We start from the raw sequence: 19,355 nt of genomic DNA on the forward strand, positions 1-19,355 counted from the left end.
CTGGGGGAACGTTCCCAGACGTTTCCCCGGTTACGTGGCCTGCCCGACCGTCTGCAGGACGATCTGCGGCGCGACCGACAGCACGACGGCGCCGGCGGCCGCCGCGGTGACGGCGACGCGGACGCCGAGGCCGGGCGCCGCGTCGTAGTCCTCGCTGGTGGCGGACGGGGTGAAGAGGCGGACCGCCCATGCGAGGTAGTAGTACAGGCCGATGACCGTGTTGACCGCCATCACGACGGCGAGCCAGGTGACGCCGCCGGCGAGGGTGGCGCGGAACACGACGACCTTCGCGAACAGCCCCATGACGCCGGGGGGCAGGCCGGCGAGGCAGATGAGGAAGAAGGCGAGGGCGGTGGCGACGGCGGGGCTGCGGCGGGCGAGGCCGCGGTAGTCGTCGAGGGTGTCCCAGCGTCCCGTGGCGGTGCCGCGGCGGTGGAAGCCGATCACGACGGCGAAGGCGCCGATGTTCATGACGGCGTAGAGGGCGACGTAGGCGGTGGTGGCGGCGACGGCCTCGGGGAGGCGGCGCGAGCCGACCGCGAGGGGCGCGAGCATGTAGCCGGACTGGGCGACCGACGACCAGGCCAGCAGGCGGATCGCGGTCCGCTGGCGGAGCGCGGCGAGGTTCCCGAGGGTCATGGTGAGGGCGGCCAGGACGGCGACGACGGGGCCCCACACGTGCCCGTAGGCTGGCAGGCCCAGGGCGAGGACGATAGCGAGCCCGGCGAACCCGGCGGCCTTGGAGACCACGGCGAGGAACGCGGCGACGGGCAGCGGGGAGCCCTGGTAGACGTCGGGGGCCCAGAAGTGGAACGGGACGGCGGCGACCTTGAACGCGAACCCGGCGAGGACGAGCACGGAGCCCAGCGCGGCGACGGGGTCGAGGTCGGCGGGCAGCCGGGCGAGGGCGGGCGCGATCCGGTCCAGGTGCATGGCGCCGGTCGCGCCGTACACGAGGCTGATGCCGAACAGCATGACCGCGGTGGACACGACGGAGACGAGGAACAGCTTCAGCGCGGCCTCGGAGGACGTCCCGTCGTAGCGGCGCAGTGCGGCCAGCGCGAACACCGGGAGGGAGAGCGTCTCCAGCGCGACGACCAGGAGGATGAGGTCGCGGGCCGCGACCAGGGTGAGGGCGCCGATGACGGCGGCGAGCAGCAGGAAGTGGTACTCCCCCACCGGGATCTTCGAGTCGGTGATCTCCTGGAGGGACAGCAGGACGACGATGACGGCGGCGCCGAGGATGATCCCCTGGAACAGCAGGGTGAAGTCGTCCGCGACGTAGGAGCAGGAGGCGGGGCCGCCGGAGCGCAGGCCGTCCGGCAGGCAGAAGGTGGCGCGGCGGTCCCCGGCGGCCAGCGCGATCACGGCGGCGAGCGCGGCGGCGAGGGACCCGCCGGACAGCAGGGACAGGACGCGGCGGGGCGCGTCGAAGGCGTCGGCGAGGAGCAGCCCGATCGCGGCGACGGCGAGGACCAGCGGCGGCGCGACCGCCGCGTAGTCGATGTCCTGGATCATCAGCCGCCTCCGAACAGCGCGCGGACCGGGCCCGTGGTCACGTCCAGCAGGGTCTTCGGCCAGAGGCCGACCAGCAGTGTCAGCGCGATCAGCGGCACCCAGGCGGCGTACTCCTGGAGGGAGACCGGCGCGACCGGTCCGCGGGGGACGGCGACGCCGTCGGACGGCCCGTGGGTGAGCCTGGCGAGCATCCGCAGGAAGTAGGCGGCGGTCAGGACGGTGCCGAGCGCGGCGACGACCATGAACGTCACGAACGTCTCGCGGGGCAGGTCGGCGTGCGGCCGGTACGCGCCGATCAGGGCGAGCACCTCGCCCCAGAAGCCGGCGAGGCCGGGGAGCCCGAGGGACGCGACGGACGCGAAGGTCAGGATGGACGCCAGCCGCGGGGAGGTGCTGAGCATGCCGCCGCCGAGGGCGTTCATGTCGCCGGTGCCCCAGCGCTCCTTGACCGAGCCGGCGAGGAAGAACAGCAGGCCGGTGATGAGGCCGTGCGCGATGTTGCCGAACAGGGCGGCGTTGACGCCGACCGGGGTGAGGGTCGCGATGCCGAGCAGGACGAACCCCATGTGCCCGACGGACGAGTAGGCGATCATCCGTTTGAGGTCCCGCTGGGCGAGGCAGGCGAGCGCGCCGTAGACGATGCCGATGACGGCGAGGAGGCCGAGCCACGGCGCCCAGACCCGCGCGCCGTCCGGGGCGAGCGGCAGCGCGACGCGGACGAGGCCGTAGGTGCCCATCTTCAGCAGCACCCCGGCCAGCAGGACGGACCCGACCGTCGGGGCCTCGGTGTGCGCGTCCGGCAGCCAGGTGTGCAGCGGCCACATCGGCGCCTTGACCGCGAACCCGATCCCCATCAGGGCGAACGCCGTGACCTGGAGGCCGTGCGACAGGCCGGACCCGTGCCGGGCGGCCAGGTCGGTCATGTCGAGCGTGCCGGCCTCGGCGCCGACGAGCAGCATCCCGGCGAGCAGGAGCCCGGATCCGAGGAGCGTGTAGAGGATGAACTTCGTGGCGGCGGCGCGGCGCCCCGTCCCGCCCCACAGCATGATCACCATGTACATGGGGACCAGGACGGTCTCGAAGAACACGAAGAACAGCACGAGGTCGAGCGCGACGAACGTGCCGAGCATCCCGGCCTCCAGGACGAGCAGCAGCGCGGTCAGCAGCCGGATCCGGCCGCCTTCCGGCGGGTGCCGCAGCGTGTAGAGGAAGCAGAGGAACGTCAGCAGGGCGGTCAGCACGACGAGCGGCAGCGAGATCCCGTCCGCGCCGAGGTGGAACCGCAGGCCGATGGCGGGCGCCCAGGGCCGGTCGACCTCCAGTTGCATCCGGGACGTGTCGCCGAAGTCGAACGCCGTCATGGCCGAGACCGCGACGAGCAGGGTGGCGGCGGACACGGCCGTCCCGAAGGCGCGGACGGCGAAGCCGGTGCGCAGGAACCGGTTGGCCGGGACGAGCATCGCCAGCGCCCCGAGCAGCGGGATCGCCATCATCAGCACGAAGATCACTGGAAGATCACCACCACGGCCGCGATGGCGGCGACACCGGCGAGCAGTCCGGTGAGGTAGGTCTGCGGGTTTCCGTTCTGGACGAATCTGACCAGGCCGCCGAGCCGGCCCGCGCCCCGTCCGGTGCCGACGACGGCGGCGTCCACGCGTCGCTGGTCGAACAGGACGACGTGACGCGCCAGCGCCTGGACGGGCCGGACGATGACCGCCGTATAGAGCTCGTCCACGAAGAAGGCCCGCGCGAAGACGGTACGGACGGGGCCGAGCGCGCGCGCGGGGTCCAAGGCCGGGTCGCGGTTCCACACAAGGAACGCACCGCCTGCCCCCACGGCGAGGAGCAGCACGCTGAGAAGCGAAGCCCCGAGATGGGGACGCAGTTCCGGGGCCCCGAGGCCGAAGAACCCGAGGATCGCGGCGGGGACGGCCAGCGCCGCCACGGTCCACGACATGATGCGCGCCGGGTCACGGACCTCGTAAGTTCCGCGCCGCTCACCGAAGAACGTCATCAACCACGCACGCATCGCATAGGCGGCCGTCAGGACGACCGTGACGAGCAATCCCAGATAGACCAGCCACGCGATCCCGCCCGATGTGACCTCGCCGCCATGCAGGGCGGCGTGCTGGGCGGCCTCGATGACGGCGTCCTTGCTGAACCATCCGCTGAACGGCGGGACGCCCGCGAGGGCGGCGAAACCCACGGTCATCGACCAGAACGTGAGGGGCATGCCGCGCCGTAGGCCGCCGTAGTGGGCGAGCATGTTCGACCCCGCGGTCACGATGACGCACCCGGCGGCCAGGAACAGCAGCGCCTTGAACGCCGCGTGCGTCAGCAGGTGGAAGACCGCGGCCGACTCCGCGCCCACCGCGAGCCCGGCGGCCATGACGGCGAGCTGGCTGATCGTCGAGTAGGCCAGGACGCGTTTCAGGTCGCCCTGGGCGAGGGCCGCGCACGCCGAGCCGACCATGGAGACCACCGCGACGGCGCCCAGCACGGCGAGCGCGGACGGAGCCGCGAGGAACACCCCGTAAAGGCGCGCCACGACGTAGATCCCCGCGGCGACCATCGTCGCCGCGTGGATGAGGGCGCTGATCGGGGTGGGGCCCGCCATCGCGTCCGGGAGCCAGGTGTGCAGCGGGAACTGGGCGCTCTTGCCCGCGACCCCGGCGAGCAGCAGCAGCGCGGCCGCCGTCGCCGTGGACTGCGGGAGGTCGCCGGCGGTCCGGACGATCCGGTCGATCTGGAACGTCCCGGCGCCCGCACCGAGCACGATCACGCCGATGAGGAAGCCGACGTCGCCGAGCCGCGTGACGAGGAACGCCTTGACCGCCGCCCGCGAGTTGGCGCGCTCCTCCCAGTGGTGCCCGATCAGGAAGTACGAGCAGATGCCCATGACCTCCCAGCCCACGTACAGCAGGAGCAGGTCGCCGGAGTAGACGACCAGCAGCATCGCGGACGTGAAGAGCGAGATGAACGCGGCGTAGGAGGAGTACCGGCGGTCGCCGGACATGTACGCGACCGAGAACACCTGGACGGCGAGCGCCACGCAGCCGACCATGAGGCCGACGACCGCGGCCAGGCCGTCCACCTGGAGGCCGACGCCGATCGGCACCGACCCGGTGTCGACCAGCGTGAGGGTGCCGGTGCGCTCGCCCGGGTCCCGCCAGACGGCGAACGCGACGACCGCCGAAAGGACGAGCGACACCGCGACCGGAGCGCACGCGATCAGCGCCGGTCCGTTGCGCAGCGGCGAGCCCATGCGCGGCGGCGAGCCCGCGGGGGCGCCGCGCAGCAGCCGGGTCAGGGACGGGCCGAACAGCATCCCGCCGAACGCGGCGAGGAACGGCAGCAGCGCGACGAGCGACGCGAGCCAGATCACGGCGACGCCTCCTCGCGCTCGGGCGCCGGTCCGGGACCGGCCTCCCCTCCCGCGGATGCGCGTCCGGCGGGACGGGGCGCCGCTTCCTCCGCGTCCTCGGAGAGGGCGCGGAGCCGGTCGACGTCGATCATCTGCCGGTTGCGGAACACCAGCAGCACGATCGCGAGGCCGAGCCCGATCTCCGCCGCGGCGATCACGATGGTGAACAGCGTGAGGACCTGGCCGCCGTGCAGGCGGTCCCGGTACCAGACGTCGAACGTGACGAGGTTGAGGTTCACCGCGTTCAGCATCAGCTCGACCGACATCAGGACGAGGATCGCGTTGCGGCGCGCCAGCACCCCGTACACACCGACGGAGAACAGCAGGGCGGCGACGACCGTCGGGTAGGCGAGATGCATCAGGCGTCGCCCTTCCCGCCCGGCTTCGCGTCCGGCTTCCCGCCCGGCTTCCCGCCCGGCTTCGCATCGGCGCCCGGACGGGCCCGGATGTCCGCCCGCGACAGGACGATCGCGCCGACCAGCGAGGCCAGCAGCAGCACCGAGAGGACCTCGAAGGGCAGCACCCATGTCCGGAACACGGCGCCGCCGAGCTCCTCCGCCGATCCGCCGCCCGCGCGCAGTTCCATCCGCGCGTCCCCGAACCCCATGACCATCACGGTGACCAGGACGGCGGCCGTGGCGGCGGCGACGGCCAGCGCGGCCCACCGGTTCTCCGAGTCCAGGTCGGCGGACTCCCCGATCGGCGCCCGCGTCAGCATGACCCCGAACAGCAGCAGCACCACGACGGCGCCGACGTAGATGAGGACCTGCACCCAGGCGACGAACTCCGCGGTGAGGACGAGGTAGCCGCCCGCCAGCGCGCCGAACGACACCACCAGCCACAGCGCCGCGTGGACGAGCTGCCGCGTCGTGACCACGAGGATCGCGGCGCCGACCGCCACCACGCCGAGCAGCGTGAACACGATCTCCTGGCCGCTCATCCGCGCTCCCCCGGCTCGCGGGGCGGTCCCGTCCGGGGCGGCCGGGCGGCCCGCGCGGCGGCCTTCTCCGCCGCGGCCACCTCCTTCGGCGGCTCGGCGGACGGGTCGTGCGCCTGCGGCGGCGGGACGGTCCACATCCACTCCCGCAGCCGTTCCTTCTCGTGCGTCAGCTCGGCGATGTCGTACTCGGCGTACTCGAACTCCGGCGACCAGAACAGCGCGTCGAAGGGGCACACCTCGATGCAGATGCCGCAGTACATGCACAGCGCGAAGTCGATCGCGAACCGGTCGAGGACGTTGCGGGTCCGGGGCCGCCCGCCGCCTTCGGCGGGGAGCGTCTCCTTGTGCGAATCGATGTAGATGCACCAGTCGGGACACTCACGGGCGCACAGCATGCACACCGTGCAGTTCTCCTCGAACAGCGCGATGACGCCCCTGCCGCGCGGCGGCAGGTCCGGTTGCACTTCGGGGTACTGGCGCGTTATGGACCGCCGCGTCATCGTCCGCAACGTGACCGCCAGCCCCTTGGCCAGCCCGCCTCCTGGTAGCCGTCCCACGCGCCCCATGATTGCGCACGATCGGCGCGGGGGGAACGCGGCGGGTTCCGCGTTCGTCCAACGAGGTATAGGTCGTGTGCGGGAGAGCAGGCTTGCGGCCGGGGAGGGCATGTGGGTCATCACGCGGAGCGCCCCTACGACCCCGAGCCCGGGCATCCCTCTCGGCCGGCGTCCGACCAGCCCCTTCCCCCGTACCGGCGACCGCCGCATCCGCGCCGTCCGCCCGCGGCGCCCGGCTGGCGTCCCCCGTACCCGGTTCCGCCCGTGCCCCCGCAGCCGCCCGTGCCTTCGCCGATCCCGGCGCCGTCCCCGCAGACGGCCCACGGCATCCTGTGGGCTTTTGTGCCCTTTGTCACCCTCGGCTACGGGACACCGGTCTCGTTCCTGTACGCGGCCGTCCGGCGGCGGTCCCTGGGGCTCGGGATCACCGCCGCCGGTTACGGCGCCGGCACCGCCGCCGTGCTGATGATGCTCCAGTCCGGCGACCCGTTCCTCCTTGTCTTCGGCACGTTCGCGGCGATTCTGCTGTGGCTCGCCGGGACGGGTCACGCGTTCGCCGTCCGGTCGTCCGTCTTCCCCCGCGAGGTCCCCCGGAGCGTGCTCAACGAGCACGCCATCGAGGTCGCCAAGTACCGGCGGACGCTGCGCGAGCAGGCCCGCGCGCTCGCCTCCGAGGACCCGGCGCTCGCCCGCGAGCTGCGCATCGGCCGCCCCGACGTGCCGCGCACCTACGACGACGGCGGGCTCGTGGACGTCAACCACGCGCCCCCCGCGATCATCGAGGCGCTGCCCGGCATGACCCCGGAGATCGCCGACCGGATCGTCCGCCGCCGCGCGCAGACGGGCGGGTTCGTCTCCGCCGAGGAGATGGCCGTCGACGCCGACGTGCCGCCGGACGTCCTCCCCCAGCTGGCCGACTTCACGATCTTCCTGAGGTGACGTCCGGGCGCCGGCGGCGCTCAGAGGGCGACCCTGAGGACGCCGGTCAGCGCGAGCTGGGCCAGCGACAGGGGGACGAGCCACGCCCAGGCGAGCTTCTGCAGCTGGTCCTCGCGCATGCGCGGGTAGCTGACCCGCAGCCAGATCACGCAGAACGCCAGCACGGCGACCTTCAGCAGCGTCCAGAGCCAGCCCAGCTCGGTGTTCAGGAACGGGCCCTTCCACCCGCCGAGGAACAGCACGGTCGTCAGCGCGCACAGCACGACGATCCCGGCGTACTCCGCCAGGATGAACAGCGCGAACCGCAGCCCGCCGTACTCCGTGTACGGACCGAAGATGATCTCCGAGTCGGCGACCGGCATGTCGAACGGCGGGCGCCGCAGCTCCGCCAGGCCCGCGACGAAGAAGACGACGCCGCCGACCGCCTGCCACGGCAGCCACCACCAGCGCCACTCCTCAACGACGCCCTGGAGTGACAGCGTCCCCGCCGCCATCGCCACCGACGACGCCGCGAACACCATCGGCAGCTCGTAGGACATCAGCTGCGCCGCGACCCGCATCCCGCCGAGCAGCGAGTACTTGTTCGCGCTCGCCCAGCCCGCCATGATCGCGCCGATCACGCCGACGCCCATCACGGCGAGCGCGAAGAACACCCCGGGTCCGAGGTCGAGCGCGACCTGCCCGCCGGGACCGACCGGGATCACCAGCAGCACCAGCAGGTACGGGACGATCGCCACGCCCGGCGCCAGCTTGAACACCCACCGGTCGGCGTCGCGCGGGACCACGTCCTCCTTCTGCGCGAACTTGACGCCGTCGGCGACGAGCTGCGCCCAGCCGTGGAAACCGCCCGCGTACATGGGTCCGAGGCGGCCCTGCATGTGCGCCATCACCTTGTGCTCGGCCTGCCCCACCAGCAGCGGGAGCACCGCGAAGGCGCCCGCGACCAGCACCAGCTTGACCACGACCTCAAGCATGGGGCCCCCAGCCCTCCGGGACCCCGGGCGGACGGACGCGGCGGCGGCTCGGCGCGCCGTGCCCCGACTCGCCCGGCTCCTTGGCTCCCGGCCACGGCTTGGCGACGCGGGCGGCGAGCACGAAGTCCTTGCGCAGCGGGTGGCCCTCGAACCCGTCCGGCAGCAGCAGCGGGACGAGGTTCGGGTGGCCCTCGAACAGGATGCCGAACATCTCCGACGTCTCCCGCTCGTGCCACGCGGCGCCCCGGTAGACGCCCGTCGCCGTCGCCAGCACGGGTGCCCGCTTCGTGACGCGCGTGCGGACGAGCAGGTGGTGGCGGCGCTCAAGCGAGTACACGTGGACGACGACCGCGAAGCCCTCCTCCAGTTCGTCCACGCCGGTCAGCCAGTCGAAGAAGCCGCAGGCCAGCTCGTCGCGCGCGAAGGTGAGCGCGTCCACCCAGAGTTCGGGCGCCACCCCGACGGCCAGCCCCCCGAAGGTCTCCTCGGTGGAGACCTCGTCGCCGAAGCGTCCCGTCCAGGCGTCCGCGAGCTCCGCTCCCGGGGGCCGCGGGCTCATCGGTCACGTCCGATCTGGTCGTCGTGGTCGTCGTCCACCAGTCCGGGGATGATCGAAGGGTCATGCGACGGGTCCGCGCCGAGGTCGTCGTCCTCGACCACCGGGACGGGCGCGGTGACGTACTGGTCCTCGACCAGGTGAACGGGCTGCGTGGTGTCAGTCGGCCCGGCCGGAGGCGTGGTGCCCTCCGGCTCCGGTTCGTGTTCGGCCTCGGCCTCGCCGAGGTGCGAGACGGGCTGGGTGATGTCGGTCGGCTCGGGCTCAGGTGCCGGCTTCGCCGCGACGTCGGCCTGGGCCTCGGTGAGATGCCGGACCGGCTGCGTGGTGTCCGTCGGCTCGACGGGCGGCGCCTCGGGCTCCGGGCGGGACGCGACCGCGGCTTCCGCATCGCCGAGGTGCCGGACGGGCAGCGTCTCGTTCTCCGTGGCCTGGTGCTCCGCCGCCTCGTGCTCCGCCGCCTCGTGCTCCGCGGCCTCGTCCTTCGGGGCCTCGCCCTCCTGGCCGGCGTCCTCCAGGCTGTTCCAGTGCTCGAAGGTCTCGTGCTGGTCGGATGGAGGCGGCGGCTGGAGCGGGCGGCGCAGGACGGTGGCCGGGATCGGACGCGGCGCCGGTGGCGGGGCGACGGGCTCCCCGCCGTCGCCGGCCCCGCCGTAGCGGTCGCCGAGCGACTCGGCCGCGATCTTCTCCTGGAGGTGGACGATCCCCTGGAGCAGCGCCTCCGGGCGGGGCGGGCAGCCGGGCACGTAGACGTCCACCGGGATGATCTGGTCGACGCCCTTGGTCACGCAGTAGGAGTCCCAGTACGGCCCGCCGCAGTTGGAGCAGGCGCCGAAGGAGATGACGTACTTGGGCTCGGGCATCTGCTCGTAGAGGCGGCGCACCGCGGGGGCCATCTTGTCGCTGACGGTGCCCGAGACGACCATCAGGTCGGCCTGCCGCGGGCCGGGCGCGAACGGGATGACGCCGAGCCGGATGAAGTCGTGCCGGCTCATCGACGTCGCGATGAACTCGATGGCGCAGCAGGCCAGGCCGAAGTTGAAGACCCAGAGCGAGTAGCGGCGGCCCCAGTTGAGCACGAACCTGATCGGCTTGGGCGCGAGCCGCGACAGCGGCCCGACGCTCGGCGGGGGAAGATCGATGGTGCCCACGACGCCATTGTTACAGCGTCCGGGGGGTCAGACCCAGGACAGGACGCCCTTCTTGCCCGCGTACGCGAGGCCCGCGGCCAGGAACGCCAGGAAGACGAACATCTCGCCGAGCGTCGTCGCCCCGTAGCCCGGGGCGGAGAAGACGGTCGCCCAGGGGAAGAGGAACACCGCGTCCACCGCGAACACCACGTAGAGGTAGGCGAAGACGTAGTAGCGCACGTAGGAGTGGGCCCAGCCCTCGCCGACCGGGTCGACGCCGCACTCGTACGTCGTCAGCTTCTCGACCGTGGGACGATGAGGGCGCAGCAGCCGGTTCGCCGCGAGTGCTCCCCCGACGATCGCGGCGCCCAAGAGGAGCAACACGGCCAGAACGACATATGTGTCGAAATAGTTATGCACCAGATCCTCCTCGCGTGCGTCACATCCAGTATCTCGCGTAGCAGCATCGAGGAGTGTGACTTCGTACCTCCACCCTGAAGGATCACGATGTCATGCTCTTGCTGCACACTAGGTTCGTATGGGTCTGTTTTGACCTGGAAGGACGTGACCGGATGAGCAACCCCCCGCCTCCCCCGGGCTGGGAATCCCCGGGTGGGGCCTCCTGGCCGCCTCCGCCGCCGCCAGCGGGCCCGGGCGGGCCCGGTCCCGGCGGTCCGGGCGGGCCGCCCCCGCCCGGCGGCTTCGGAGGTCCCGGAACGCCGCCCCCCTTCTTCCCCCCGCCCCCCGGCGCCCCGATGGGCCCGCCGATGCCGCCGCCGAAGCGCGGCGGTGGCGGCGGCCTGGTGATCGGCCTCGTCGGCGGCGGCGTCCTCCTCCTTGTGATCATCGCGGTCGTGGTGTTCGTGGTGGCCAAGGGCGGCGGCAAGTCCCCCGAGGAGAAGCTGACCGCGGCCGCGACCAACATGGACGCCGCCCGCGCGGTCTCGCTGAAGGGCACGTTCGGCGGCAGCGAGACGCTGCGCGGTGAGCTGAACGTCACCAAGGGCGGCCGCGCGATGGGGCCCGTCACCTGGAACAGCGACCAGGTCACCGTGCTGGCGGCCGACGGCAAGCTGTTCGTCAAGGGCGACAAGACCTACTGGACGCGGCAGATCTCCTCGACCGACACCCCCTACTACCTCACCTCGGGTGACCAGTGGGGCCGGCTGAACGCGGACGAGCTCGACCTCGACTTCAAGGAGCAGCTGTCGCCGACGGCGCTGGCGAGCAAGATCCGTTCGGCCCGGCTGTCGCGCGTCAAGCCGATCGAGACGACGTGGATGGGCAAGAAGGCGCTCAAGTTCAGCACCTTCTCCTCCACGCTCTACATCACCGACGAGGACGACGCCGAGCTGATCCGCTACGAGGCGACCACGCCGCGGGTCGCGCTGGACGTCACCCCGAAGGACTCCGGCGACGCCTCGTCCCTCATCTCGGACATGCGCACCAGCATGGGCGAGCTGAAGGACTCCTTCAACGCCTCGTCGAAGCCGACGGTCGACGAGTGGAAGAAGGGCGGCTGCAACGGCAACTCCGGCTGCACGGTGGAGGCCAAGATCCGGCCGCCGTACGACGTGGAGAAGCCCGTCACCATCGACGTCCGGTTCCGGCTCACCGCCGGCACGCTGACCGGCCGTGACCTCGGCAACTGCACCGCCCACGTCACGATCACCAGCAGCCTCTCCCAGTGGACGAGCTGCCGGGTCATCAGCAGCGCGTGGACGAGCTGGGCGAAGGCGACCGGCGGCACCTTCTACAAGCACGCGGAGTACAAGGTGATCGGCGCCACCTCCGAAGAGGTGTCCGGCCTGCAGAACGGCCTCGACAGCGAATGACGCCGCAGGTGAGGCGCCCCGGGCGCTGAACCGCGGCCACAAGGGTGCCCGGCGGCGCTCCTCCCGTTCCGGGAGGACGCGCCGCCGGGCACCCTTATGCTCTTGGTGGACGGCCCCTCCAGGGCCCGGCGGCCGCCCTTCCCTGAACGCTCCCGAGCCCGTCGGCGCCCGCCGGGGGACGCCTCCATGATCCCTTGCTTTGTGTCTGACGGTCGGGCCGGTACCTGGCCCCGGAAGTGAGCAGAGTGAGTGCCGAGTGAGCGCTGAACAGGACGAGCCGTCACCGACGGCCTCTTCCCGACCCCCGTCCCCGGACGATTCCGGGGCGGCCGCCCCCCGCCCGGACGGCCGCCCGCACCAGGGCGCCCCCGTCCAGCAGGGGCCCCACCCCGGGGACGTCCACGTCGCCGGCGGGCAGGCCCCGCCCGGCGCGGGCTCTCCCGCCGAGGCGGAGGCGGCCCGCACGGCTCCCCCCGGTTCGGATCCGGGTGCGACCCCTACCGATCCGCGCGGTACGCCCTCCTTCGTCCCCCCAGCCGACGCCGCTCCGCCCGGCGCCGACCTCCCGCCTGATGCGGGTTTCGCGGGCGATTCGGGTGCGGCGTTCTCGCAGGGTGGTCCCGTCCCGCCGGGGCGGCGGCGCGGGCCTGGGGGTCGGCGCGTGGTGGTCGCCGCCGGGGCGGCGGCGGTCGTGGTCGTGGTCGGAGCGGTGGCGGCCGTTGCGCTCTCCGGGGGCGAGGAGTCCCCGAAGAAGAAGCCGAAGGCGACCGTGTCGGCTCCGCCTCCCGCGTGGACGGTCGCGGCGGGCCAGGCCCTCACCGCCGGGACGGGCCTGCGCTACGACGGCACTCTGACGATCAGCGGCCGGCCCGTCCAGGCGCGGCTGCGCGTGACGCCGGCGGGGGCGGCGAGCGGCACGCTCACCGCGGGCGTGCTGACGGCGGAGGTCGTCGCGATCAGCGGCGACACCTACATCAGGGCCGGGACGGCGTTCTGGCAGACCTACGCGAGCGGCGTCGGGCACCCCGAGTACTACGCGGGACGCTGGTCCAAGGCGCCCGCGTCGGTGCCCGGGTTCGACGTCCCGGACGTCCTCGGCCCCAAGGCGATCGCCAGGTCGCTGAAGAAGGCCCCGGCGGAGCCGCCCACGGAGAACGTGAACGGCGTCCGCGCGTTCAGGGTCAAGGCGTCCGGCGCGGAGTACGTGCTCACGGCGCAGGCCCCCTACCGGCTGCTGGCGGTGCGGCCGGACGGGCAGGCGGCGCCGCGCTTCACCGTCGCGCCCGTGGCGGCCCCGGCGACGCTGTTCGCCGAGCTGCGTCCGCGGGTGGCCCGGCTCGGCGGCGCGGCCGATCCCGGCCTGCGCTTCACGCCGGGCACGCTGGCGTTCAGCAACTGCGACCAGAACACCAGCGGCTGCACGGTGAGCATGCCCGCCACGCTCACCGAACCCGCGTCGGCGCCGGAGGGCGCGCGCGCGGCGCTGCGGGCGGCGATCTCGTCCAAGGGCGAGCCGCTCGGGACGTGCACGGGGTCGGGACCGGTCCCGGCCAACCGTTCGCTCGTCCTGCGTTGCACCGTGACGAGCAAACTGTGGCGGCACTGGATGCGCGCCGCCCTCGACAAGCCCGGCTCCTACCCCTACGAGGCGAAGGCGCGCGTCATCGGCGAGGCCGTCGACGTCGCCGACGTGCCGAAACTCCTCGCCCGCGTCGACCGCGAGCGCAAGGCGGTGATGAAGGCGGCTCCGGGCCCGACGGTGTCGGGGGAGCCGTCCGTCAAGCGCTCCGAGCGGCCGGAAATCGCCACATCCCAGACACCAGGGGCACCGTGAGCCCCACGATCAGGGGCGGTGCGGTCGAACGGGATTCCGGCTGTCTACACTTCGGGTCGTGAACTCCACGCCTCTGGGGAGCGGATGCTCCTCGACGAGTCCCGCGCGGCTGCTGGTCCGGCGTCTGCACGTCGACCTGTGCCGCCAGCGCAGCTGCCTGTGTTCGGGATGAACCCGGGGACCCGTCCAGGTCGTATCGCCCGATAGGACCTGCGGAGCGTTCGCCGCCCGTCGCTCGCCTCCATGACGCGCGGCCACCGGCACCGGACGAGGAACGCGCGTCTTCCCTGCGCGGTCATCCCAGTGTGCGGCCCGTCCCCGCTAACCCATCCCGTCCCGGACATACCATGAAGGTAAGCCTAAGTAGCATCACGATCCTGGGTGCCTCCCCCAGGACGGATGCTGCGCGTCGAGGAGGTCTTCCTCTGTGACCAAACAGGTCCAGCAGCTCGACCGCGTCATCATCCGCTTCGCCGGAGACTCCGGCGACGGCATGCAGCTGACCGGCGACCGCTTCACCCAGGAGACCGCGGCGTTCGGCAACGACCTTTCCACGTTGCCGAACTTCCCGGCCGAGATCCGCGCCCCCGCCGGGACCCTCCCCGGCGTGTCCAGTTTCCAGTTGCACTTCGCCGACCACGACATCCTGACGCCGGGCGACGCGCCCAACGTCCTGGTCGCCATGAACCCCGCCGCCCTCAAGGCGAACGTCGGGGATCTTCCGCACGGCGCCGACCTCATCGTCAACACCGACGAGTTCAGCAAGCGCAACCTCGCCAAGGTCGGCTACGCGACCAGCCCCGTCGAGGACGACTCGCTGTCGGAGTACCGGGTCCACGCGCTGCCGCTGACCTCGATGACGGTGAAGGCGCTCGAAGGCTTCGACATCTCCAAGAAGGACGCCGAGCGCGCGAAGAACATGTTCGCGCTCGGCCTCCTGTCATGGCTTTACCACCGTCCCACCGAAGGCACACTGGCCTTCCTGGAGCGCAAGTTCGCCAGCAAGCCCGAGATCATGAAGGCCAACATCGCGGCCTTCCAGGCGGGCTGGTCCTACGGCGAGACCACCGAGGCGTTCTCGGTGCAGTACGAGATCAAGCCGGCCGAGCACGAGCCGGGGCTCTACCGCAACATCACCGGAAACATCGCGCTGGCGTACGGGCTGGTCGCGGCGGGCGTGCAGAGCGGGCTGCCGATCTTCCTCGGCTCCTACCCGATCACACCGGCCTCCGACATCCTGCACGAGATCTCCAAGCACAAGCGGTTCGGCGTCCGCACCTTCCAGGCCGAGGACGAGATCGCCGCGGTCGGCGCGGCACTCGGCGCCTCGTTCGGCGGGTCCCTCGGCGTCACCACCACCTCGGGGCCCGGCATCGCGCTGAAGAGCGAGACGATCGGCCTCGGCGTCGCGACCGAGCTTCCACTGCTGGTCATCGACGTGCAGCGGGCCGGCCCGTCCACCGGGCTGCCGACCAAGACCGAGCAGGCCGACCTGCTGCAGGCCATGTACGGCCGCAACGGCGAGGCGCCGCTCCCGGTCATCGCGCCGCAGTCCCCGTCGGACTGCTTCGACGCGACGATCGAGGCGGCGCGGATCGCGGTGAAGTACCGCACACCGGTGATCCTGCTGTCGGACGGCTACCTCGCCAACGGCTCCGAGCCGTGGCGGCTGCCGGACGTGGCGGCGCTGCCGAGGATCGAGCCGAACTTCGCCGAGCCCTCGCAGGAGGAGTTCCAGCCGTTCGAGCGCGACCCGGCCACCCTCGCCCGCCCGTGGGCGGTCCCCGGCACGGCCGGGCTGGAGCACCGGATCGGCGGGCTGGAGAAGGCCGACGTCACCGGCAACATCTCCTACGACCCCGCCAACCACGACCACATGGTCCGGCTCCGCCAGGCCAAGATCGACGGGATCGCGGCCGACATCGAGCCGCTCGCCGTGGACGACCCGTCCGGCGCGGCCCGCGTCCTGGTGATGGGCTGGGGCGGGACGTACGGGGCCATCTCCGCGGCCGTCCGGCGCGTCCGGGCGTCCGGGCGCGCCATCGCGCAGGCCCACGTGCGGCACCTCAACCCGTTCCCCGCGAACCTGCCCGAGGTGCTGCGCTCCTACGACAAGGTGATCGTCCCTGAGATCAACCTCGGCCAGCTCGCGCTGCTGCTGCGCGGCCGGCTGCTCATCGACGTGATCGGCTACAACCAGGTCCGCGGCCTGCCCTTCAAGGCCGAAGAGCTCCAGGGCGTCATCCAGGATGTGATCGACAGTGAGTGACAACGGAGCCGGCGGCAACGGTTCCGCCAACGGCAACGGCTCGGCGAACGGCCGCGGGCTGCTCTCCCTCGTCCCGAAGGCGGACGGGAAGCAGTCGATGAAGGACTTCAAGACCGACCAGGAGGTGCGCTGGTGCCCCGGGTGCGGTGACTACGCGATCCTCGCGGCCGTCCAGTCGTTCCTTCCCGAGCTCGGGCTGCGCCGCGAGAACATCACGTTCATCTCCGGCATCGGCTGCTCGTCGCGGTTCCCGTACTACATGAACACCTACGGGTTCCACTCGATCCACGGCCGCGCGCCCGCGATCGCGACGGGCCTCGCCACGTCCCGCCCCGACCTGTCGGTGTGGGTGGTGACCGGGGACGGCGACTCGCTGTCCATCGGCGGCAACCACCTGATCCACGCGCTGCGCCGCAACGTCAACCTCAAGATCCTGCTGTTCAACAACCGGATCTACGGGCTGACGAAGGGCCAGTACTCGCCGACCTCGGAACTCGGCAAGATCACCAAGTCGACGCCGATGGGCTCGCTCGACGCCCCCTTCAACCCGCTGTCGCTCGCGATCGGCGCGGAGGGCACGTTCGTCGCCCGCACCATCGACTCCGACCGCAAGCACCTGCAGTCGGTGCTGCGGGCCGCCGCGCAGCACCGCGGCACCGCGCTCGTCGAGATCTACCAGAACTGCAACATCTTCAACGACGGCGCGTTCGACCCGCTGAAGGACGCGGCGGTGCGCGACGACGTCACCGTCCGGCTGGAGCACGGCGAGCCCATCGTGTTCGGGGCGGACCGCGCCAAGGCCCTGCGCCGCACCCCGTCCGGGTCGTTCGAGGTCGTGAACGTCGCGGACGTGGAGCCGGCCGAGATCGCCGTGCACGACGCCCACGCCCCGGACCCGTCGCAGGCGTTCGCCCTGTCGCGGCTGGACCAGCCGGCGTTCGAGCACACCCCGATCGGCATCTTCCGGGACGTCGACCGCCCGTCCTACGACGAGCTGATGCGGGCCCAGCTCGACGAGGCCGTCCAGGCGCAGGGCGAGGGCGACCTCGCGGCCCTGCTCGGCAGCGGCGACACCTGGCGCATCGACTGACGGCGTCTTCCCGGCATCTCCGCAGGCCCGGCCCCGCGTCACCGGGGGCCGGGCCTGCGCGCGCTTGGAAGCCCCCGAACGGGGCACGGTTCCTAGGTGCCGGCCGTCCGGCGATCCGCGGTGGTCTTCCGGGCGGGACGCCCTGCGCGGCCGCGTCCCCGCCTGACAGACTGAGGAGATCACGAACCGGGAGGTGACGATGCGGGTCATACCGCGCCGTAACAAGGGTCGTCCGCGGGACGACGAGCCCGCACCCGCCCCGGCGCCTCCCGCCCCTTCCGACGAACCGGCGACGCCGGACCCGAGCCTGAAGTGGCCGCCCCCGCAAACCCCGCTCATCCCGGAAGACGCCGCCGAAACGACGCGGCCCCAGCCCCCCGTCCCTGCCGGCGAGACGCGTCCCATGAAGGCCGGGCTTGAGCCGGGCCGCGACCCCGCGGAGGCATTGGGGCAGGAGAGCCTGCGCGGCTCCCAGGCCACGACGGCAGTTCTGCCCGCGGCCGCGGGACCGCCGGGCACGGAGGCCGAGAGGCGGCGGGCGCGGGCCGCGCAGCGGCAGCGGGAGGCCGCGGAGATGAAGCGGAGCCGGGCGGCGCGGCGGCAGGGCCGCGCGTACCGGGAGGCCGCGCCCGCGAGGGCCGCCGACCAGCACCGGTCGGCGCTGCTGGCCATGGTGCTCACGCTGGGGCTGCTGATCGCGGCCGTCGCGGTGACCGGCGGGATGATCGCGTCCTCGATGCGGACGCGCCCGGTGACGCTGGCCGCGCCGCTGCACATCTACCCGGTCGCGCAGGTGCTGCCGGGGCAGTGCCCGGCCGGGACGCAGGGCATCACCGGGCAGGCCGCCACCGGGGCGACCTGCTACCGGCTCACGCAGGGGATCGCGATCCACAAGGTCGCCGACCTGCGCGTGCAGAAGTCGCGGGTGAAGCCGGGCGGGTACGACGTGGCGGTGACGCTGCGCCCCGGGGACCGCCGCGCGTTCGCCGAGCTGACCCGCGCGACGGTCGGCCGCGACCTGGCCTTCGTCGTCCGCGACCGCCTGGTCACGCTGCCGCGCGTCGACATGGCCATCACCGACGGAAAAGTCATCGTCACCGGCTCCCCCGACCGCCCCTCCGCGAACGCTCTGGTCCGCCAACTCCGTTCTTGATTGCTTTTATCTCCTCCTTCGGGCCTGGCGGCCCTCCATCGTCGATAAAAGCGGGCGATCGCCGGCATCACTCCGTCTCGCCTTGCGGCTCGCTGCGCGATCAGATTCTTGCTTCGCTCGAATCTGCCTTCGGACGCGATCGCAACCTTTGAGGTTGTTGCGTGGTTGCGGGGCGGGCTGGGGTGGCTTCAGTAGTGGGTGCGGGGGGCGGGTCGGCGTTGAGCGGCCCTGTGCGCGGCTCGGTGGTGGCTACGGCAGGTCTTCGCCTTGGACGGCTTGGATCTCCAGTTCTACCTTCAGGCTTTCGCCGACGAGGGAGATACCCGCCTCCAGGATCTGGTTGAAGCGGATGCCGAAGTCGGCGCGGGGGAGCTCGGCGGTCGCGCGGAACGCGGCGCGGAGGCCGCCCCACGGGTCGGAGCCCATGCCGAGGTAGGTCATGTCGAGGTCGACGGGGCGGGTGACGCCGTTGAGGGTGAGGCTGCCGTGCACCGTCCAGCGGTCGGGACCGGAGCCGGTCAGCCCGTCGCCCTCGTAGGTGAGGACGGGGTGGACGTCGGCGTTCAGGAAGTCGGCCGAGCGCAGGTGGTCGTCGCGCATCTTGTTGCCGGTGTCGATCGACGCCGCCTCGATGCGCGCCGTGACGCGGGACTCCTCGACCGGCTCGGCGATCTCCAAGCGCCCCTCGAAGGCGGCGAACCGGCCGCGGACGCTCGACAGGCCGAGGTGCTGGGCGACGGCGCCGATGTTGGAGTGCGCCGGGTCGATCGTCCAGACGCCGGGCGGCGGGAGTTCGGTGCCGCCCGCCCGGCCGAGGACGATCTTGCCGATGTCGGCGGTGCCCGCGCTGGACACGATCATCGTGGAGGCGGCCGGCTGGAAGCCCATGGCCGTGATGATCACCGTGTAGGTGCCCGGGGGCAGCGGGCCGGCGGCGAGCACGCCGTCCGCCCCGGTCTGCTCGCGCGCGATCTGGTCGCCCGCCAGGTTCGTGACCGTGACGATGGCGTGCCGCACCGCCCAGCCGTCCTTCGTCCGCACCGTTCCGCGCAGACCTCGGTTCGCGTCCATCAACGACCCGCACTCCAGGTTCCGTGTCTAGTGGCCGCCGTTTGCGGGCGGCCCGGCTCGCTCGC

At 72.3% G+C, this 19,355-nt stretch carries 17 protein-coding genes; 6 read left to right on the top strand and 11 right to left on the bottom strand.

The genetic code is table 11. The features are described 5' to 3' along the window. Positions 1 to 30: 30 nt before the first annotated feature. From CHC11_RS31260 to CHC11_RS31285, 6 genes are read right to left on the bottom strand one after another with little or no spacing between them, the layout of a single operon-like run. Complete coding sequence (locus CHC11_RS31260; protein ID WP_089315452.1) at positions 31 to 1,518, bottom strand: NADH-quinone oxidoreductase subunit N; 1,488 nt, start codon at positions 1,516 to 1,518, stop codon at positions 31 to 33. After that, positions 1,518 to 3,026: a complex I subunit 4 family protein gene (locus CHC11_RS31265; protein WP_342750020.1), complete on the bottom strand. Its 1,509-nt coding sequence runs from the start codon at positions 3,024 to 3,026 to the stop codon at positions 1,518 to 1,520. Before CHC11_RS31265 ends, CHC11_RS31260 begins: the two co-directional genes overlap by 1 nt. Beyond that, a complete protein-coding gene (locus tag CHC11_RS31270; RefSeq protein ID WP_089315453.1) occupies positions 3,023 to 4,903 on the bottom strand; it encodes an NADH-quinone oxidoreductase subunit 5 family protein in 1,881 nt (626 codons plus the stop codon). The genes CHC11_RS31265 and CHC11_RS31270 overlap by 4 nt, the downstream gene beginning before the upstream one ends. Continuing rightward, the gene (nuoK, locus tag CHC11_RS31275) at positions 4,900 to 5,301 is read right to left on the bottom strand and encodes an NADH-quinone oxidoreductase subunit NuoK (RefSeq protein WP_089315454.1); all 402 of its coding nucleotides are present in this window, start codon (positions 5,299 to 5,301) and stop codon (positions 4,900 to 4,902) included. Before nuoK ends, CHC11_RS31270 begins: the two co-directional genes overlap by 4 nt. Next, the gene (locus CHC11_RS31280) at positions 5,301 to 5,882 is read right to left on the bottom strand and encodes an NADH-quinone oxidoreductase subunit J family protein (protein WP_089315455.1); all 582 of its coding nucleotides are present in this window, start codon (positions 5,880 to 5,882) and stop codon (positions 5,301 to 5,303) included. The genes nuoK and CHC11_RS31280 overlap by 1 nt, the downstream gene beginning before the upstream one ends. Further along, positions 5,879 to 6,439: a NuoI/complex I 23 kDa subunit family protein gene (locus CHC11_RS31285; protein ID WP_089315568.1), complete on the bottom strand. Its 561-nt coding sequence runs from the start codon at positions 6,437 to 6,439 to the stop codon at positions 5,879 to 5,881. Before CHC11_RS31285 ends, CHC11_RS31280 begins: the two co-directional genes overlap by 4 nt. 342 nt (positions 6,440 to 6,781) lie before the next feature. On the opposite strand from CHC11_RS31285, the gene CHC11_RS31290 reads away from it, so the two are divergent. Continuing rightward, complete coding sequence (locus CHC11_RS31290; protein ID WP_089315456.1) at positions 6,782 to 7,378, top strand: ComEA family DNA-binding protein; 597 nt, start codon at positions 6,782 to 6,784, stop codon at positions 7,376 to 7,378. A gap of 20 nt (positions 7,379 to 7,398) precedes the next feature. Here the strand turns inward: CHC11_RS31290 and CHC11_RS31295 are convergent, their stop codons facing one another. Genes CHC11_RS31295 through CHC11_RS31310 form a run of 4 tightly spaced genes read right to left on the bottom strand, consistent with a single transcriptional unit; the run spans position 7,399 to position 10,458 of the window. Next, positions 7,399 to 8,352, bottom strand: coding sequence for a complex I subunit 1/NuoH family protein (locus CHC11_RS31295; protein WP_089315457.1), 954 nt, complete (start codon positions 8,350 to 8,352; stop codon positions 7,399 to 7,401). Next, the gene (locus tag CHC11_RS31300; RefSeq protein ID WP_089315458.1) at positions 8,345 to 8,911 is read right to left on the bottom strand and encodes an NADH-quinone oxidoreductase subunit C; all 567 of its coding nucleotides are present in this window, start codon (positions 8,909 to 8,911) and stop codon (positions 8,345 to 8,347) included. The genes CHC11_RS31295 and CHC11_RS31300 overlap by 8 nt, the downstream gene beginning before the upstream one ends. Further along, positions 8,908 to 10,059 (bottom strand): NADH-quinone oxidoreductase subunit B, encoded by a 1,152-nt coding sequence (locus tag CHC11_RS43980; RefSeq protein WP_089315459.1) that lies wholly within the window; start codon positions 10,057 to 10,059, stop codon positions 8,908 to 8,910. Before CHC11_RS43980 ends, CHC11_RS31300 begins: the two co-directional genes overlap by 4 nt. A gap of 27 nt (positions 10,060 to 10,086) precedes the next feature. Further along, on the bottom strand, positions 10,087 to 10,458 hold the full coding sequence (locus CHC11_RS31310; RefSeq protein ID WP_089315460.1) for an NADH-quinone oxidoreductase subunit A: 372 nt from the start codon (positions 10,456 to 10,458) through the stop codon (positions 10,087 to 10,089). Positions 10,459 to 10,805: 347 nt separating this feature from the next. On the opposite strand from CHC11_RS31310, the gene CHC11_RS31320 reads away from it, so the two are divergent. The 5 genes from CHC11_RS31320 to CHC11_RS31340 all read left to right on the top strand — a co-directional run bounded on the left by CHC11_RS31320 (position 10,806) and on the right by CHC11_RS31340 (position 18,219). After that, positions 10,806 to 11,873, top strand: coding sequence for a hypothetical protein (locus tag CHC11_RS31320; protein WP_245919992.1), 1,068 nt, complete (start codon positions 10,806 to 10,808; stop codon positions 11,871 to 11,873). Positions 11,874 to 12,534: 661 nt separating this feature from the next. Further along, entirely contained in the window at positions 12,535 to 13,707 is a 1,173-nt protein-coding gene (locus CHC11_RS31325; RefSeq protein WP_089315463.1) for a LolA-like protein, read from the top strand. Between the two features lie 427 nt (positions 13,708 to 14,134). Next, positions 14,135 to 15,976: a 2-oxoacid:acceptor oxidoreductase subunit alpha gene (locus CHC11_RS31330; RefSeq protein ID WP_089315464.1), complete on the top strand. Its 1,842-nt coding sequence runs from the start codon at positions 14,135 to 14,137 to the stop codon at positions 15,974 to 15,976. Next, the gene (locus CHC11_RS31335) at positions 15,969 to 17,066 is read left to right on the top strand and encodes a 2-oxoacid:ferredoxin oxidoreductase subunit beta (RefSeq protein WP_425427366.1); all 1,098 of its coding nucleotides are present in this window, start codon (positions 15,969 to 15,971) and stop codon (positions 17,064 to 17,066) included. Before CHC11_RS31330 ends, CHC11_RS31335 begins: the two co-directional genes overlap by 8 nt. A 403-nt stretch (positions 17,067 to 17,469) precedes the next feature. Further along, positions 17,470 to 18,219, top strand: a complete 750-nt coding sequence (locus CHC11_RS31340; protein WP_089315465.1) for a SecDF P1 head subdomain-containing protein — start codon at positions 17,470 to 17,472, stop codon at positions 18,217 to 18,219. A gap of 249 nt (positions 18,220 to 18,468) precedes the next feature. On the opposite strand, the gene CHC11_RS31345 is transcribed toward CHC11_RS31340, so the two are convergent. Next, positions 18,469 to 19,290 (bottom strand): YceI family protein, encoded by an 822-nt coding sequence (locus tag CHC11_RS31345; protein ID WP_089315466.1) that lies wholly within the window; start codon positions 19,288 to 19,290, stop codon positions 18,469 to 18,471. Positions 19,291 to 19,355 lie beyond the last annotated feature (65 nt).

The sequence above is a fragment of the Actinomadura mexicana genome (assembly GCF_900188105.1).
GTDB classification, from domain to species: Bacteria; Actinomycetota; Actinomycetes; order Streptosporangiales; family Streptosporangiaceae; genus Spirillospora; species Spirillospora mexicana.